14 protein-coding genes are annotated in these 15,361 nt (G+C 71.0%); 7 read left to right on the top strand and 7 right to left on the bottom strand.

Annotated features, from left to right (window positions below; translation table 11 throughout):
• The first annotated feature begins 20 nt into the window (after positions 1 to 20).
• Entirely contained in the window at positions 21 to 1,100 is a 1,080-nt protein-coding gene (locus ABD481_RS26310) for a LacI family DNA-binding transcriptional regulator (protein ID WP_344668430.1), read from the top strand.
• Here ABD481_RS26310 and ABD481_RS26305 read toward each other — a convergent pair.
• Genes ABD481_RS26305 through ABD481_RS26295 form a run of 3 tightly spaced genes read right to left on the bottom strand, consistent with a single transcriptional unit; the run spans position 1,090 to position 5,416 of the window.
• The gene (locus tag ABD481_RS26305) at positions 1,090 to 1,866 is read right to left on the bottom strand and encodes a sugar phosphate isomerase/epimerase family protein (RefSeq protein WP_425559289.1); all 777 of its coding nucleotides are present in this window, start codon (positions 1,864 to 1,866) and stop codon (positions 1,090 to 1,092) included. The two genes, ABD481_RS26310 and ABD481_RS26305, sit on opposite strands and share 11 nt — an antisense overlap.
• On the bottom strand, positions 1,863 to 3,716 hold the full coding sequence (locus ABD481_RS26300) for a DUF2264 domain-containing protein (RefSeq protein WP_344668428.1): 1,854 nt from the start codon (positions 3,714 to 3,716) through the stop codon (positions 1,863 to 1,865). Before ABD481_RS26300 ends, ABD481_RS26305 begins: the two co-directional genes overlap by 4 nt.
• Positions 3,716 to 5,416 (bottom strand): heparinase II/III domain-containing protein, encoded by a 1,701-nt coding sequence (locus ABD481_RS26295; protein WP_344668427.1) that lies wholly within the window; start codon positions 5,414 to 5,416, stop codon positions 3,716 to 3,718. The genes ABD481_RS26300 and ABD481_RS26295 overlap by 1 nt, the downstream gene beginning before the upstream one ends.
• A gap of 119 nt (positions 5,417 to 5,535) precedes the next feature.
• Here ABD481_RS26295 and ABD481_RS26290 point away from each other — a divergent pair, with 119 nt between their 5' ends.
• Positions 5,536 to 6,549, top strand: coding sequence for a hydroxyacid dehydrogenase (locus tag ABD481_RS26290; RefSeq protein WP_344668426.1), 1,014 nt, complete (start codon positions 5,536 to 5,538; stop codon positions 6,547 to 6,549).
• 14 nt (positions 6,550 to 6,563) lie between these two features.
• Positions 6,564 to 7,406 carry an alkaline phosphatase family protein gene (locus ABD481_RS26285; RefSeq protein ID WP_344668425.1) on the top strand — a complete coding sequence of 281 codons (843 nt, stop codon included), beginning with the start codon at positions 6,564 to 6,566 and terminating at the stop codon, positions 7,404 to 7,406.
• Positions 7,407 to 7,485: 79 nt separating this feature from the next.
• Here ABD481_RS26285 and ABD481_RS26280 read toward each other — a convergent pair whose 3' ends face one another.
• Positions 7,486 to 8,364 carry a hypothetical protein gene (locus ABD481_RS26280; protein ID WP_344668424.1) on the bottom strand — a complete coding sequence of 293 codons (879 nt, stop codon included), beginning with the start codon at positions 8,362 to 8,364 and terminating at the stop codon, positions 7,486 to 7,488.
• Positions 8,365 to 8,641: 277 nt separating this feature from the next.
• On the opposite strand from ABD481_RS26280, the gene ABD481_RS26275 reads away from it, so the two are divergent.
• A complete protein-coding gene (locus tag ABD481_RS26275; protein WP_344668423.1) occupies positions 8,642 to 10,054 on the top strand; it encodes a magnesium transporter MgtE N-terminal domain-containing protein in 1,413 nt (470 codons plus the stop codon).
• Between the two features lies 1 nt (position 10,055).
• Positions 10,056 to 10,559, top strand: coding sequence for a DUF1003 domain-containing protein (locus ABD481_RS26270; RefSeq protein ID WP_344668422.1), 504 nt, complete (start codon positions 10,056 to 10,058; stop codon positions 10,557 to 10,559).
• Between the two features lie 19 nt (positions 10,560 to 10,578).
• On the opposite strand, the gene ABD481_RS26265 is transcribed toward ABD481_RS26270, so the two are convergent.
• Positions 10,579 to 10,935 (bottom strand): VOC family protein, encoded by a 357-nt coding sequence (locus ABD481_RS26265; RefSeq protein ID WP_344668421.1) that lies wholly within the window; start codon positions 10,933 to 10,935, stop codon positions 10,579 to 10,581.
• 72 nt (positions 10,936 to 11,007) lie between these two features.
• Positions 11,008 to 11,817 carry a methyltransferase domain-containing protein gene (locus ABD481_RS26260; RefSeq protein ID WP_344668420.1) on the bottom strand — a complete coding sequence of 270 codons (810 nt, stop codon included), beginning with the start codon at positions 11,815 to 11,817 and terminating at the stop codon, positions 11,008 to 11,010.
• 246 nt (positions 11,818 to 12,063) lie between these two features.
• Here ABD481_RS26260 and ABD481_RS26255 point away from each other — a divergent pair, with 246 nt between their 5' ends.
• Both ABD481_RS26255 and ABD481_RS26250 read left to right on the top strand, forming a co-directional pair.
• Entirely contained in the window at positions 12,064 to 12,531 is a 468-nt protein-coding gene (locus ABD481_RS26255) for a MarR family winged helix-turn-helix transcriptional regulator (protein ID WP_344668452.1), read from the top strand.
• Positions 12,532 to 12,671: 140 nt separating this feature from the next.
• On the top strand, positions 12,672 to 13,556 hold the full coding sequence (locus tag ABD481_RS26250) for an SGNH/GDSL hydrolase family protein (RefSeq protein WP_344668419.1): 885 nt from the start codon (positions 12,672 to 12,674) through the stop codon (positions 13,554 to 13,556).
• A gap of 47 nt (positions 13,557 to 13,603) precedes the next feature.
• Here ABD481_RS26250 and ABD481_RS26245 read toward each other — a convergent pair whose 3' ends face one another.
• On the bottom strand, positions 13,604 to 15,268 hold the full coding sequence (locus tag ABD481_RS26245; RefSeq protein WP_344668418.1) for an MFS transporter: 1,665 nt from the start codon (positions 15,266 to 15,268) through the stop codon (positions 13,604 to 13,606).
• Positions 15,269 to 15,361 lie beyond the last annotated feature (93 nt).

Here is a 15,361-nt window from a genome sequence, read left to right as displayed (position 1 = left end):
AGTAACCGTATTCTCTCCGCGTGGCACGCCGATCCGAGACCGCCGACGCGTCCGGCCCGCGGGCCGCGACGATCCGGGATGTCGCCACTCGCGCCGGGGTCTCGGTGGCGACCGTCTCCCGCGTGCTGACCGGCAACTACCCGGTGGCCGCCGCGACCCGCACCAAGGTGCTGCGCGCCGTGCGCGACCTGGACTACGTGGTCAACGCGCACGCCCGCGCGCTGGCCGGGAACCGCTCCAAGACCATCGCTGTCCTGCTGTCGAACCTCACCTCGCCCTTCTACAACCGCGTCGCCTCCGGCGTGGAGCAGCAGGCGATGGCCGAGGACCGGCTGTGCATGGTCAGCACCACCGGCGGCGACCCGGAGCGTGAGGTGAAGCTGGTGGAGACGCTGCGCGAGCAGAGCGTCGACGCCGTGGTGCTGGTCGGCGGCGCCATCGACACCCCCGACTACCGCGAGCACATGGCGCGGCTGGCCCGCCTGCTGGACAGCGCCGGGTCGCGGCTGGTGGTGTGCGGACGCCCGTCGCCGGGCGAGAACCTCCCGGTCACGGTGGTGGAGTACGACAACGCCGGCGGCGCGTTCGCGGCCACCAGCCATCTGCTGTCCCTGGGCCATCGCAGGATCCTGTTCCTCGGTGGGGACCCGGCGAACACCACGATGCGCGACCGGCTCGGCGGCTACCGCCGCGCGATCGCGGCCTACGGCCTCGACGAGGACCCGGGCCTGGTCGTCACCGACGCCCAACTCCCGAACCTCGCCTACGCCGAGGTCAAGAAGCGGCTCGCCGCCGGACCGCCGGACTTCACCGCCGTCTTCGCGTGGGACGACCACGTCGCGGCACGCGCGCTGGTGGCCCTGCGCGAAGCGGGCGTCGCAGTACCCGATGACGTCTCGGTCATCGGCTACAACGACGAACACGAGGCGCAGGACGTCTTCCCGGCGTTGACGACCGTCTCGATCCCGCACATGGAGCTCGGCCGCGAGGCGGTCCGGCTGGCGCTGCACCGCGAAGGCCCGGCCGCCCCGAACCAGCACGTGATGCTGGGCACGCACATCGTGCTGCGCGATTCGGTACGGCCGCGCATCAACGCGTGAAGGACGGCTTCACCCGCAACGCCTCGGCCAGCGGCACGGCTTCGGGATGCCACTTCGACTCCCACTCCAGCGCCATCCACCCCTGATACCCGAGTTCCCACAGGGCTGTGTAAAACTCCTCCAGCGGGATGGTGCCCGCGCCCAGGGGCAAAGGGGTGCGCTCGGTGGGCGATAAAACGTCTTTGACCTGCACATGCTTCAGATACGGCGCCAGTACTTCCTTCGTCACGGCGATCGGCTCGCCGGTACGCCACGGATGCATGACATCCCAGATGGCGCCCACTTTCCCAGAGATCTGAGACAGCACCCGCACGATATCCACACCCTGTGGATGACTGTCGTGGGTCTCCAGCAGAACACTGACACCATCGGGAAGCCGATCGGCGATCGCGTTCAACCGCCGCACCGCGCGCGCGTCGGCTTCAGGGCCGGGTTCCTCCGCCCCGGGGAAGACTCGCACGAAGGGCGCCCCGAGATCGCGGGCCAAGTCGGCGTGCGCCAAGGCGTCGGCGACGCACTCGTCGTCGCTGATCGCGCCGCGTGCCACTTTGACATACGAGGCGACCGTGAGCACGGTGACACCGCCGGAATCCAGCAGCTCGCGCGCGGCGGCCCGCTCCCGCGGCGACAGTCCGACGTGCACGGGCTCGTCGTCAGCGGCTCGGAGCTCCAGCCCGAGCCACTCGGTCGACCGCGCCAACTCCACGACGTCGGTCAACGGCAGGCCGGAACATCCCAGCGTCGAGAAAGCCAAGGGCCAGTTCATTCGCCGTCCTCCTCGGGAAGCCGATAGAGCATGACTTTGGAGCGGTAGAGCGCCGTGCCGCCCGGATGCTCGGCGGTCAGGTACGGCGTCGCCGAGAACGCCCCCAGGGCGTTGGCCCCGAGCTCGTCCGCGATCCCGGCCCCGGTCCAGCCGCCGAGGTTCTCGATCCGGGACATCACCCCGAGATCGTTCATGGCGAACGCGCCGGGCAGTCTCTCGTTCTCGCCGTGCACCGGCTGCTCGGGCCCGGCGACCGGATAGCCGCCCTCGCGGACCGTCCAGCCGGCGGGCGCCGTCACCCGGTGCACCCGGATCTCGGCGCCGTCCTTCACAAAGGTCTGCGTCTCGATCTCGGCGCCCGCGACGCGCTCCAGCCCCGCACCCGGTTCGGGTTCGAAGCCCGGGACGTGCCGCGACCCGCCCCAACCCTCGGCGACGCCGATCGGTTCGATGGCGCCGCGCGAGGTCGCGCGACCGTCCGGGGCGATCAGCGCGACGTGGTTGCCGACCCGCTTGGCCCAGGCCTCCGGCGCGGTGTCCGGCGCGGTCACGGTCGAGAACGCCAGCGGCGAGTAGAAGACGTCGGTGTGCTCGTCGAACGGCGGCGTGTGGTGGCGCGCCTTGTCGCTGCCGTGGTTCAGCAGCCGCACCACGCCGTCGTCCTTGGTGCCGCTCAGCAGCCAGCCGACCGGTGCGATCGACGACTCGAAGTCGCCCGCCTCGACGGGCAACGGCGACTCAGGGCTCGTCCACACCCGGTGGTCGGCCGGGAGCAACAGGCCGATGAAGCCCTTCGAGGCCCAGTACGGCGAGCCCGGACCGGAGTAGTCCTGGACCATCGGCAGGAACGGGTCGTGCCAGCCCATGGTCAGCAGGCCGCGCGCGTCCGGGGAGCCGTGCTCGGCGAAGTGCTTCAGGACGCCGCTGGCCGCGCGCCGGGAGAGGCCGGCGTCGTAGGGCGAGCAGTCGAACATCTCCCCGATCCAGATCGGCGCGGCGGCCGCGAACCGGTACGTCAGCGACCGGCCCTGGTGCACCGGCGCGCCGTCGGCGCCGAAGAAGTCGAAGTAGCGCTCCAGGAACAGGCGCAGCCGGTCCCGGTAGACCTCCCGCGCGGCCAGCGCCCGGTCGTGGCGGGCCCCGCCCTCGGCCATCCGCGTCCACAGCAGCGGATACAGGTGCATGGCCCAGCCGATGTAGTAGTCGAAATTGCGCCCGGCACCGTCGGTGTACCAGCCGTCGCCGACGTACCAGTCCTCGGTGGCGTCCAGGCCCCGCAGGATCTCGGCCTCGTCGTGGCGGGCCCCGATCGAGGCGAGGAACTCCTCGGTCACGGTCTGGAACAGCATCCAGTTATTGGGCCACGTGGGGTTGCCGACGAAGCCGCCGAGCCAGTCGGCGATCAGGCCTTGGGCGCGAGGTTCAAGGCGATCCCATAACCACTCGCGAGTGGTGTGCAGTCCGAGCGCGATGGAGGCGGCCTCGACCATCGGCTGCCCCGGGTGGCCCTGCGGAATCCGGGGCCAGGCCTCGGGATGGGCCGCGTCGGCACCGGCCGCCAGCCCGGAGGAGTACCGGGCGATGAGGTCAGCGGCGACCGGCCCCTGACCGCGATCGGCGGCGATGCGCCACGCCGCGAGCAGGAAGGTGCGAGCGAGCCCCTCCAGCGCGTCGGAGTCGACCCCTGAGCGGCTCGGACGGCCGGGAAGCTCGAAGCGGGCCGAACCGGGGGAGGCGAACGGCTTCACGCCGTCGAGCAGGAGATCGGCCTGGGCGAGCCAGTGGTCACGGGTCCAACCGGTGTACCCGGACAGCTTCCGGTCCTCGGGAACATCCAACGCGCCGGCCATCAACGCTCCTTGCGCTCGACGGTGAACACGGACTCCAGCCGGGTGGTGCCGGCTTCGACGGAGCATCGTAGCCGAAGACGGAAAACGCTTTCCAGCTCTGCCAGGTGGCCGGTCGTCCCGATCGTGTCGAGCACCGCCGTCATCGTGACAGGGCTCTGCCAGGTGAGGACGCAGCGGCCGTGAGCACCTTCCCACACCACCCGATCGTCCTCGACCACCGGCCGGATCCGGCTGATGTAGAGCTCGTCGACCGGCATGGCCCGCTCGGTCTGGAAGCGGTCGACGACCACCAGGCTGCCCTGCCGCTGCCAGGTGAAACGGCGGCCGACGGCGGTCAGGCCGGGCACATCGTAGGCACCGGTGAGGTCGAGCGTGAGGATCGCGCCGTGGCCGGTCTCGGCGTAGCGCTCGACCTTCGCGGCGTACTCGCGGCCCGGCCGCTGTCCCTGACCGTCGACGAGCGGAACAGAATGGCCCTCGGTCGCCGTGTGGATGTCCTCGTACCGCTTGGGCCCGAAGTAGTCGGCGTTGTACTCGCCGGCGCCGAGGTCCGCGAGCAGCGTCTCCCCTCCGGCGCGGAGGATGAACTGACCGACGTCCAGATGGTTGTGGTCCTCGTCGTTGTGGCCGGCCTTGGCCGCGAACTCGGCCGGACCGCCGCGGTCCACGAGCCACTCCAGGCTCGGCAGGAACACGGCGCCGGGCTCGCCCCGGCGCTCCAGCACCCGCTCGGTGGTCCACTCGATGTCGCGCGCGATGTGCGGCCAGCGATGGCAGGAGTCCGATGCGAAGCTCGGAACCGCTGCCAGGTAAGGGATCGGCACTCCGAGCCGCTCGACGAGGCGGGACATCAGCCCGGTCGGGATCGGCGCCGCCTCCGAACCGTCGGAGAAGCTCGGGAACCGGCCGTCGCCGAAGGCGACCCGCGCCGGGAACGCGGCGATCTCCCGGACCTTCTTGTCCAGCAACAGATCCGGGCCGCCGCGCTCGCGCCAGGCCTCGGCGAAGTAGGCGAAATACCCGAAGCCGTAGACCCAGTAGTCCATGCCCTCGGAGCAGCCGCCGTCGTCCGGGAACTGCGCGAGGTAGCGGACCATCGATTTCTGCGCCCGCTTGAGGATCATCGCCAGCCGCTTGGCGTCGTCCGGGAAGAAGGCCAGCGCCGCCATCCCGACGCCGCCGGCCACCACCGCGAGCCAGTTGTTCGTCATCTTCTCGAACGCCATCGGCCGCTGGTCGTCGGCGAACGGGATGAACACCCGGTCCAGCAGTTCCTCGCGGCACCGCATCACCACGTCCTCCGGCAGCTGCGCACCGAACCGCGCGATCAGCTCGGCCACGGTGTGCGCGGTCTCCGCCGCGAACAGATCCACGCAGCGCCGCATGTCGTCGTCGCGGGCGTGATACGCATGCGCGGGAAGCGCCCAGGTGAACTCGTCGCACACCCGCCACAACTCGTCGGCGAGGACGGCCAGGACCTCCTCGGCGACCGTCCCGGCCGTGCGCACGTCGAACAGCGCCGCCGCCCCGGCCGCGACCAGCCGGCCGCGCCGCTCGAAGTAGGGCTGCTCGTAGTGGAACCGGTTGCCGGTGTCCTGGTACTGCCGGTACAGCGTGTACGTCAGCTCCGGCGCGGCGGTTCCGGCCGCCCTCGCCACGACGTCGCGGACTTCCTCTTCCAAGGCGGCCAGGTAGGTCATGCGCTGATCATCCCCTACGTGTCAGGAGCTACGAAACCGGTTACATCACCTGCGACTCGGCCGCTCGCCGAGTGGGCATACCTGTACCGGCTCCCGACTCGCCGACAGAGAGGAACCCGATGGCCGGCCGTCCCGCCGCCGTTCTCGCCATGCGTCCCGACGTCGCCGACGCGGCGTTCCCGGCCGCCGCACAAGCCCTTCTCGACACCCTCGTGGACATCGATCACGGCCTGGCGGTGACGGACTTCTCCGACCCCCGGGCCCGAGCGGCGCTGGCCGGCGCCGAGCTCCTGCTGACCGGTTGGGGCTGCCCCGTTCTGGACGCGCAGGTGCTGGACGCGGCGCCGAAGCTGCGTGCGGTGGTCCACGCGGCCGGGTCGGTGAAACACCATCTGAGCACTGACTTCTGGACCCGCGGGATCCTCGTCTCCTCGGCCGCGCAGGCCAACGCGTACCCGGTCGCGCAGTTCACGGTGAGCGTGATCCTGCTGTCCGGCAAGCGGGTCTTCGAGATGGCCCGGCAGTACTCCGACGGCGCGTTCAAGAAGTCCTCGACCTCGCCGCGCTTCGGGAACACCGGCCGGACGGTCGGCGTGATCGGCGCCTCCCGGATCGGTCGGCTGGTGGTGCCGATGCTGGTCCGCGAGGGCTTTGAGGTGCTGGTGGCCGATCCGACGGTGACCGCCGCCGAGGCCGCCGCGCTGGCAACGGGTCCGGTACGGCTCGTCGGCCTCGAAGAACTCCTGCGGAGCAGCGACGTGGTGACCGTGCACGCGCCGTCACTGCCGGAGACGCATCATCTGCTGGACGACGCGCGCCTGGCGCTGATGCGCGACGGCTCGGTCCTGGTGAACACCGCGCGCGGCACGCTGGTCGACACCGACGCGCTGGTCCGGCACTGCTCCTCCGGCCGGATCGACGCGTTCCTCGATGTCACCGATCCCGAACCGCTGCCGCCGGGGCATCCGTTGTTCCTGCTGCCGAACGTGGTCGTGACCCCGCATCTGGCCGGGGCTATGGGCACGGAGGTGGCGGAGCTGGGCGGCTTCGCGATCGCGGAGGTCCGGCGATACGTCGAAGGGGTTCCGCTGCTCGGTGCCGTCCGGGAAGATGATCTCGCGCGTATCGCCTAGGGGGAGACAGGGTTATGGCCAACAGCTCGCACGTCCTGGTGATCGGGATCGACGGGACCCGATTGGACTTCCTGGAAACCGAGCCGACGCCCCATATCGAGCGGGTCATCGGCGAGGGATTCCTGGCGCCGGTGCGGATCGAGGACGGCACTCCCGACGTATCAGGCCCCTGCTGGGCCACGGTCGTGACCGGGACCACCGTCGAGCGGCACAACGTGCGCGCGAACGACTTCGAGGGCCATCGGCTGGCCGAGCACCCGGACTTCCTGACCGTGCTGTCGCGCGAGTTCGGCCTGCGCACGTATCTGGCCGTCGGCGCGTGGCCGCCGTTGGCGACGATCGAGGCGCACGGCCCGCTGTTCGCGCGGCCGTCGCGGGTGACGTTCGTGGACTACGGCCAGAGCCCGCGGGAGTGCGACCGGGGCGACGAGACCGTCACCCGCGACGCGGAGCGGATCCTGGCCGGCGAGGAGGTCGACGCGGCGTTCGTGTACCTGGGCGTGGTCGACTCCACCGGGCACGACCACGGCTGCGGCGACCTCTACCGCACGGCCCTGCACCGCACCGACGCCCGCGTCGGCCGGCTGCTGGCGGCGGTGGCCGCGCGCCCGAACCGCGCGGCGGAGAACTGGACCTTCATCCTGGTCACCGACCACGGGCACGTGCTCGAAGGCGGCCACGGCGCCGGCAGCGACGTCGAGCGGACGGCGTGGATCGCGGCGGCCGGCCCGGGGATCGAGGGCGGCGCCGAGTACGGCTCGCTGCGGCACGTGGACGTGGCGGCGCATGTGTACGCCGCGCTCGGGCTGGAGCCGCGGATCGTGCTCGACGGGAAGGCGTTCGCCTCGGTCGTGTGACCGCGTCAGTCTGGGTGGTGTTACCGCGTTCGCCTCGGCGGCGTGACCGCGTCCGCCTCGGCGGTGGTGCGGCCGCCGCCTACTTGGCGATCTTGGCTATGTCCACGACCTGGGCCGCCGGCGGCGGGTTCAGCGTCACCGGCTTGTCGTAGTCCAGGAAGTCGAGCGTCCCGCCGCCGGGCGGCAGCACCCGCAGCAGCCACGGGGAGCCGTCGATCGCGACGTACACCCGCGAGTCCTTGGGCCCGGACAGCACGATCGACTTGGTGCCGCGGATGTCCTTCTGGCCGTCCTTGGTCAGCCCGCCGACCCCCTGCATGATCTGCTGCACCAGCTGGCGCGGGTCGGTGAGGGAGGCGAAGGTCTGGTACTGCGCGTCGGCCGGGCCGATGTGCAGGAAGTTGACCTGCATCGCGCTGACCGTGATGTCGCCGGGGGTGCTGGCCGCGGCCTTCGGGCTCGCCGAGCCGGCGGCCGCGCTCCCGGACGGCGCCGCCCCGGCAGCCTTGCCCGACGCCGAGCCGGACTTGCCCGGCGTGGCGGCGCCGCTCGGCGCGGTGCTCGGCGCGGCGGAGCCGGTGGCCCCGGACGAGGGCGCGGCGCCGGCCGCCGGGTCGCCGCCGCCGCCGCCGAACCGCGCCACCACCGAGCGGTAGAAGGTCTCGTCGCCCTTGACGTAGACGTCCGGGCCGATCCGCAGCAGCTCGATGACCTCGTTGTCTATCGTCACCGTGCCGGCCGCGCCCTTGTCCTTGACCAGGCGCAGGTCCAGCGCGACGTGCTCGCTGCCGGAGGTGAACTGGCCCTGGACGTGCACGCTGTCGGCGGCGGCCACCGCGTCCTCGGCGGTGGCCACGATGGCGCCGGTCGACTTGGTCGCGACGCCGTTCTTGCCGGTGGACCCGCATCCGCCCACGGCCGTCACGGCCGCCGCGGCGGCGATCGCCAGAACACTCACTCGGACGGCGGTTCCACGGGAGGCAAGCGTGTGCACGGTACTCGGTACTCCAAAGTGGGGTCGGTGACGCCACGAGACTAGACGGTCGGCGGGCGCGGCGGGAATGGAGTAGCGGAGCCTGCCGCGCCGCGTCCGGAACCGGTAGCCTGATCGCATGATCGGACCCGCGGCGCGGCGCGGCCCGCGGTGCGCCGATCATCGGGCCCGGCAGTGAAGACTCATCATGACCGAAGCGGCGCCCCGCCGTGCCTCGGCCGAGACGGATGCGGAGGTTGACATGCGCGCCCCCTCCCGTGTCTACGTCTCCCACCTGGCCGGCAAGTCGGTCTTCGACGCCGACGGCGACCCGGTCGGCCGGATCCGCGACCTGGTGATCGCCATGGGCGCCGGCGACAGCGCGCCCCGGGTGCTCGGCCTGGTGCTGGAGATGCACGGCCGCCGCCGCGTCTTCCTGCCGATCGGCCGCGTGAAGTCGATCGAGAACAACCAGGTGGTCTCCAGCGGCCTGGTCAACATCCGGCACTTCCAGCAGCGGCCCGGCGAGACCCTGGTGCTGGCCGAGCTGCTGGACCGCCGGGTCACGGTCAAGGCCACCGGCGCCCCGGCCACCGTGCGCGACGTCGGCATCGAGCCCGAGCGCGGCGGCAAGGAGCTGGCGCTCACCAAGCTCTACGTGCAGAAGCTGGCCAAGGGCCTGCGCCGCCGCGGCGAGACGCTGACCGTGGACTGGGACGCGGTGACCGGCCTGGCCGTGACGCCCAGCGCGCAGGGCGCCGCCGAGCTGGTCGCGGCCCTGGACAAGCTGCACGCCGCGGACCTGGCGCACGTGATGCACGAGCTGTCGCCCAAGCGGCGCGGCGAGGTGGCCGCGGCGCTGGACGACGAGCGGCTGGCCGACGTGCTGGAGGAGCTGCCCGAGGACGACCAGGTGGAGATCCTGGGCGAGCTGGAGTCCGAGCGGGCCGCCGACGTGCTGGAGGCGATGGACCCGGACGACGCCGCGGACCTGCTCGGCGAGCTCAGCGCGGACGAGGCCGAGCGGCTGCTGGCGCTGATGGAGCCGCAGGACGCGAACCCGGTGCGGCGGCTGCTGAGCTACCGCGAGGACACCGCCGGCGGCCTGATGAACTCCGACCCGATCATCCTGCCCCCGAACTCGACCGTGGCCGAGGCGCTGGCGCTGGTGCGGGACGCCGAGCGGACCCCGGCCAACGCCTCGCTGGTGTTCGTCACCCGGGCCCCGACCGAGACCCCGACCGGGCGCTACCTGGGCGCGGTGCACATCCAGCGGCTGCTCCGGGAGCCGCCGATGGCGCTGGTGTCCGGGGCGGTGGACGTGGAGCTGGAGCCGCTGCGGCCGGACGCGGCGCTGAACGAGGTGACGGCCTACATGGCCACGTACAACCTGGTGGCCGCGCCGGTGGTGGACGCCGACGACCGGCTGCTGGGCGCGGTGACCGTCGACGACGTGCTGGACCACCTGCTGCCGGACGACTGGCGGATGCAGGCCGCGCGGGTGCCGCACGACGAGCTGCCGCCGGAACAGCGCGAGATCGTGGAGCTGCTGGAGGAGCAGGCCCAGCAGGAACGGGAGGACGAGCGGGGGGTGGACGGCGGCACGCCGCGGGCGGGATCCGGATCCGATACCGGGTCCGGACGCACCGTGGGCGTCGAGGCAGGGGAGGCCTGAGATGGCGCGCGAATACGCCCAGCCGAGACTGGACCAGCCGCGCGGGCGGCGGCAGGTGTCGTTGAAACCGTCGTTCGATCCGGACGCCTTCGGGCGGGTCTCGGAGGCGATCGCGCGATTCTTCGGCACCGCGCGGTACCTGGTGATCCAGTCCGCGATCGTGGTCGTCTGGATCGTGCTGAACATCCTGGTGGTCACCAAGTCGATCCGCTGGGACCCGTACCCGTTCATCCTGCTCAACCTGGCGTTCTCGACGCAGGCCGCGTACGCCGCGCCGCTGATCCTGCTGGCGCAGAACCGCCAGGCCGAGCGGGACAAGGTGCAGGTGGCCGAGGACCGCGCCCGCGAGGAGATGTCGATAGCGACGATGGAGTACATCACGCGGGAGATCGCCTCGCTGCGGCTGGCGGTCGGCGAGGTGGCCACGCGCGACTACATGCGCGGGGAGATCCAGGCGCTGTTGAAGGAGCTGGACGAGCGCGGCCGGGGCATCTCCGAGGGATAGCGGGACGGCGCCACCGCCGCTACTGCTGGATGAACTCCAGCCGGTTGCCGTGCGGGTCGAAAGTGTGCAGGCGCCGCCGGCCGACGATGTGGCCGTCCCAGGTGAACTCGTGGCCGGCTGCTTTCAGGGCATCGGCGAGCTCGTCGATGTCGGTGACCACGATGCCCGGGTGGGCCTTGCGCGCCGGGGCGAAGGGTTCTTCGACCCCGGTGTGGATCTCCAGGCTCCCGGCTGCGAACCAGCACCCGCCGCGAGCGGCGAGGACCGGCGGCTTGGCGAGTTCGGTCATGCCGAGCACACCGACGTAGTAGGCGCGCGAGACGTCCTCGACGCCCTTGGGGACGGCGACTTGGACGTGGTGAAGTCCGGCGAGCATCGGGATTCCCCTCCGTGGTTCTGAGCGGCTGGCTGGTGAGCGGCTGCTGATGAGCGGCTGGGCCCGGACGGGTCAGGCGGCCCGGCGGCCGACCGCGAAGATCCGCCGGTACGCGAGCAGCTGCACCGGGCGTCCGCCGAGATCGCGGACCGGGTAGGCGCGGCGGACCTTGGCGTCGTACTCGGCGACGAACTCGGCGGCGTCGCCCTCGTCCAGCGCCTGCACGACGGGCCGCAGCGCGGTGCCGCGCACGAACTCGGTCACGCCGCACGGTACGGCCGGATCCGGATCGCTCGGGATCACGTAGGTGTACGTGGTCTCCCACACGTCCGGCTCGAGCCCGGCGTCGGCGAGCTGCTCCAGGTAGACCGCCGGGTCGTGGGAGCCCGGCCGGTCGATGTCGGCGCCGATGCGGCCGGCCCAGGCCTGCTTCACCTCGGCGAGGGCGACATGGGACGGGGCGTCGAAGTTGCCGGGGACCTGGAAGCCGAACAGCCCGCCCGGCGCGAGCTGCGCGGCCAGGCCGCCGATCAGCTCCAGGTGGCCGGGGACCCACTGCAGGACCGCGTTGGCGAGGACGACGTCGGGCTTCTCGTCCGGCCGCCAGTCCCGCAGGTCGCCGAGCTCGAACTCGACACGGCCGGGGACGGCGTGCTCCCGCGCGGCCTCGATCATCGCCGGGGAGGAGTCGACGCCGACGATGCGGGCGTCCGGCCACCAGTCGGCGAGCAGCGCGGTGGCGTTGCCGGGGCCGCAGCCGAGGTCGACGACGAGCCGGGCGTCGTCCTTGGTCTCCATCTGGGCCACCAGGTCCAGGAAGGGGCGCAGCCGGTCGTCCGCGAACTTCAGGTACTGCTGGGCATTCCAGATGTCGCCGGTCACGACCGTCTCCTCACGCTCAAGTATCTCGACGTCGAGATACTTTCCGTACCGCGCAGTCTGCCCAATCAAGAATCTCGATGTCAAGATGCTCGGCACCGACCTTCCCGATAGGCTGGCCCCTCGGATCATCCTGAGGAGAAACCCGCGGTGGACGCACCCCGAACGCACGACCCGGACTCCGCCCCGCCCGCCGCGCGGGCGGCCGGCGTCCCGGACCCGGCGGCGTGCCGCGACGAGGTCGACCGCCTGGTCGAGGCCTGGCGCCACGAGCGCCCGGACCTGGACGTCGCCCCGCTGGAAGTCCTCTCCCGCGTCTCCCGCCTGGCCCGCCACCTGGACCGCGCCCGCCGCACCGCGTTCGCCGAGCACGACCTGGAGCCGTGGGAGTTCGACGTGCTGTCGGCGCTGCGCCGGGCCGGCGCGCCGTACCGGCTCACGCCCAGCAAGCTCCTGACCCAGACCCTGGTCACCAGCGGCACGATGACCAACCGGATCGACCGGCTGGCGGCCAAGGACCTGGTGAAGCGACTGCCGGACCCGGGCGATCGGCGCGGTGTCTTAGTCCAGTTGTCGGAAACCGGCCGCGAGCGGGTCGACGGCGCCTTCGAGGGCCTGCTGGCCCAGGAGCGGGAGCTGCTCGGCGGGTTGTCGGCCGGCGAGCGCGAGGCGCTGGCGGGCCTGCTGCGCACGCTCGTTCTGCCCTTCGACAACTGATTCACCCGGCGGCGTCCTCCGCGAGTCCGCCCCTCTACCCCCGTTCGATACCCCCCGGTAACATCCAGGTGTTCGCCGCCACACTCTGTGCGAGGTACCCCTCGCGGGCGGTGTTTTCTCCACGGGAGGGGACCGAAAGCATGCACGTTCCCACACTCAGCCTGCGCAAGGCCGCCGCGATCGCGGCGGCGGCGCTGTGCGGACTGGCGGTCAGCGCGGGACCGGCCAACGCCACCGACGGCTGGAAGCACAAGCCGTTCGACTACTACCTGGCCCTCGGCGACTCGCTCGGCGCCGGCTGGCAGCCGAACACCACGACCGGTCAGGGATACATAAGCGGCCGCGGTTACGCCGACGACATAGCCGCCTCGCTGAAGGCCGGGGGCACCAAGTACGTGAACCTCGCGTGCCCCGGCGAGACCACCGGCTCGATGATCCACGGCGGCTGCCCGTACCCGGAGCCGTACCGGAACCAGCTCGACGCCGCGGCCGACTTCCTCAAGGCGCACAAGGGCGACCGGGTCCTGGTGACCCTCGACATCGGCGCCAACGACGTGGACGGCTGCGCGAGCGCGAGCGGCCTGGACATCCAGTGCGGCCTCGACGGCATCCAGCAGACGGCGAAGGACCTGCCGGTCATCATCGACAAGCTGCGCGCGGCGGCCGGGCACAAGACCGAGTTCGTCGGGTCGACGTACTACAACCCGTTCCTGGCCTCGTGGCTCACCGGGTCGGCCGGCCAGTCCACCGCGAAGACCTCGGCGGTCTTCCTGAACCTCTTCAACGCGGTCTTCCAGGTCGAGTACCCGCTGCACGGGTTCCGGGTGGCCGACGTCGGCGCCGCCTTCAGCAGCAACGACTTCGTGCACCAGGTGCCGCTGGCGCCGGGGGTCACCGTTCCGCTCAACGTCGCGCGCATCTGCCAGTGGACCTGGATGTGCGCGCCGAAGCCGATCGGCCCCAACATCCACGCCAACGACGCGGGTTACCAGGTGATGGCGAAGGCCTTCCAGGCCGCGATCTGAGGTCGGCCGGGGCCACCCCTCGCGGGTGGCCCCTTCCTCTGCGTTCCCTACGCGGGAGCCGCCTCTTTAGCGGGCTCCCGCGCCGACAGGTAGCCGAGACCGCCTGTTGACGCTGTACGTCCCGCGCGCATGAAGTACGTACCAATCAGCGCGATCACACCGGCTATAGCACAGGCAATAAAGATCTGCGTATATGCAGTGTCGGTAAAAACCCCCGCACGTTTCGTTATCCCAGTCTTGGGATCCGGCGTTCCGGCGAGCACTGTCTGTCCGGCCACTACGAGTTTCACCGGATGGGCTGCCTGGAACGCGGCTGCTATAGCGGTGCCGACCGCGGTGCCTATGGAGTTGGAAACGCCAAGCATTCCCGCGGTGATCCCCTGCTGTTCCGGCGGCGAGGCTTCCACGAGCAGGTTCGGCGTCGTCGCGTAGAAGGCGCCGAAGCCGACGCCGAACACGATGCCGACCAGGGCCAGCGTCAGCGCGCCGTGGTGGGCGGCGGCGTAGATGCCGCTGGTGAGGGCGAAGGTGAGCATCCCTATGAGGAGCGGTTTGCGTGCGCCGATCTTGCCGGACAGCTGCCCGGACGCCGCGCCCGAGACCATCGACACCGACGAGCCCCACACCTGCACGTGGAAGGCCAGGCCCAGCAAGGTGAAACCGAGGCCGTAGCCGATGTCGCCGAGCACCTTCACCGGGATCTGGTTCGGCTGGACCAGCCCCTTGAGACGGGCCGCGGCGCCCTGCTGGGTGACGGCGATCAGCCCGTCATGACTGGGTGTGGACACCATGTAGGGGATCGCGAAGGCCTGGATACCGACCACGATCGCGGCGAAGAACGCCACGAACAGCACCGCCGACACGTTCGGCGAGAACAGCAGCCGCATGTCGATGATCGGTTGGCTGACCCGCCGTTCCAGCACGACGAACGCGGCTATCAGCGCGACGCCGAGGACCAGGTAGCCCAGGTACAAGGTGTTGCTCCAGCCGACGTTCGCGCCGTTGGAGACGTAGAGCAGCGCGAAGCCCACGCCGCCGGCCAGCAGCAGCGCCCCGAGCGGGTCCAGCTTCTGCTTGGCGCGGAACTTGGTCTCCGGGCAGACGAACAGCAGCAGCGGCAGCGTGACCAGGGTGTAGACCACCAGGAACCAGAACAGCGCCTTGTAGCTCCACCCCGCGGTGTCGGTCAGCACGCCGGAGAGCATGATGCCGCCGACGCCGGACACCCCGAGCCCGGTGGAGACCAGGCCGATCGCCAGCGGCACGTACTTGCGCGGGATCAGGTCGCGGATCAGGCCGTAGGCGACGGTGGCCGCGGCGATCGCCACCGCCTGGAACGCCCGGCCGACCAGGAACAGCGTCCAGTTGCTGGTGGTGGCGCAGATCAGGGAGCCGATCAGGAACGACACCCCGACGGCGAGCAGCATGTTGCGCTTGCCGTACAGGTCCGACAGCTTGCCCAGGATCGGCGTGGCCGCCCCTCCGACCAGGCCGAAGATGATGGTCATCCACGCGATGTTGCTGCCCACGCCCGGGAAGCTCCGCCCGATCAGCTGCGCGGCCGGCGAGACCATCGTGTACTGCAACGGCGCGACCTCGGCGAACAGCACGACGACCGCGATGACGGTGAAGATGCGGGCACGGGAGGCGTCGTCGAGGCGCCCCGTGTCGTTCTCGGGCGGCGGCGCCGCCGCGGTACTCGATTCGGTCATGGCGCGTCCTTGAGATCTCGGGGAGATGTCTGCGGCCTCTCACGGACGTGACCTGTGAGGCAACTCACAATCACGTTCGGGCACCATGACACC

Origin of the sequence: Catenulispora yoronensis, assembly GCF_039531695.1 — a bacterium.
GTDB classification, from domain to species: Bacteria; Actinomycetota; Actinomycetes; order Streptomycetales; family Catenulisporaceae; genus Catenulispora; species Catenulispora yoronensis.
Note: the sequence above shows the minus strand (reverse complement) of the source record. Positions and strands in the feature narration are given on the sequence as shown.

What these genes read in the sequence shown, in the direction of transcription:
- ABD481_RS26300 (WP_344668428.1), bottom strand. Translation starts at nt 3,716, where the DNA reads ATGGCCGGCGCGTTGGATGTTCCCGAGGACCGGAAGCTGTCCGGGTAC.
- ABD481_RS26270 (WP_344668422.1), top strand. Translation starts at nt 10,056, where the DNA reads ATGGCGCGCGAATACGCCCAGCCGAGACTGGACCAGCCGCGCGGGCGG.
- ABD481_RS26275 (WP_344668423.1), top strand. Translation starts at nt 8,642, where the DNA reads ATGCGCGCCCCCTCCCGTGTCTACGTCTCCCACCTGGCCGGCAAGTCG.
- ABD481_RS26285 (WP_344668425.1), top strand. Translation starts at nt 6,564, where the DNA reads ATGGCCAACAGCTCGCACGTCCTGGTGATCGGGATCGACGGGACCCGA.
- ABD481_RS26290 (WP_344668426.1), top strand. Translation starts at nt 5,536, where the DNA reads ATGGCCGGCCGTCCCGCCGCCGTTCTCGCCATGCGTCCCGACGTCGCC.
- ABD481_RS26245 (WP_344668418.1), bottom strand. Translation starts at nt 15,268, where the DNA reads ATGACCGAATCGAGTACCGCGGCGGCGCCGCCGCCCGAGAACGACACG.
- ABD481_RS26265 (WP_344668421.1), bottom strand. Translation starts at nt 10,935, where the DNA reads ATGCTCGCCGGACTTCACCACGTCCAAGTCGCCGTCCCCAAGGGCGTC.
- ABD481_RS26305 (WP_425559289.1), bottom strand. Translation starts at nt 1,866, where the DNA reads ATGAACTGGCCCTTGGCTTTCTCGACGCTGGGATGTTCCGGCCTGCCG.
- ABD481_RS26250 (WP_344668419.1), top strand. Translation starts at nt 12,672, where the DNA reads ATGCACGTTCCCACACTCAGCCTGCGCAAGGCCGCCGCGATCGCGGCG.
- ABD481_RS26295 (WP_344668427.1), bottom strand. Translation starts at nt 5,416, where the DNA reads ATGACCTACCTGGCCGCCTTGGAAGAGGAAGTCCGCGACGTCGTGGCG.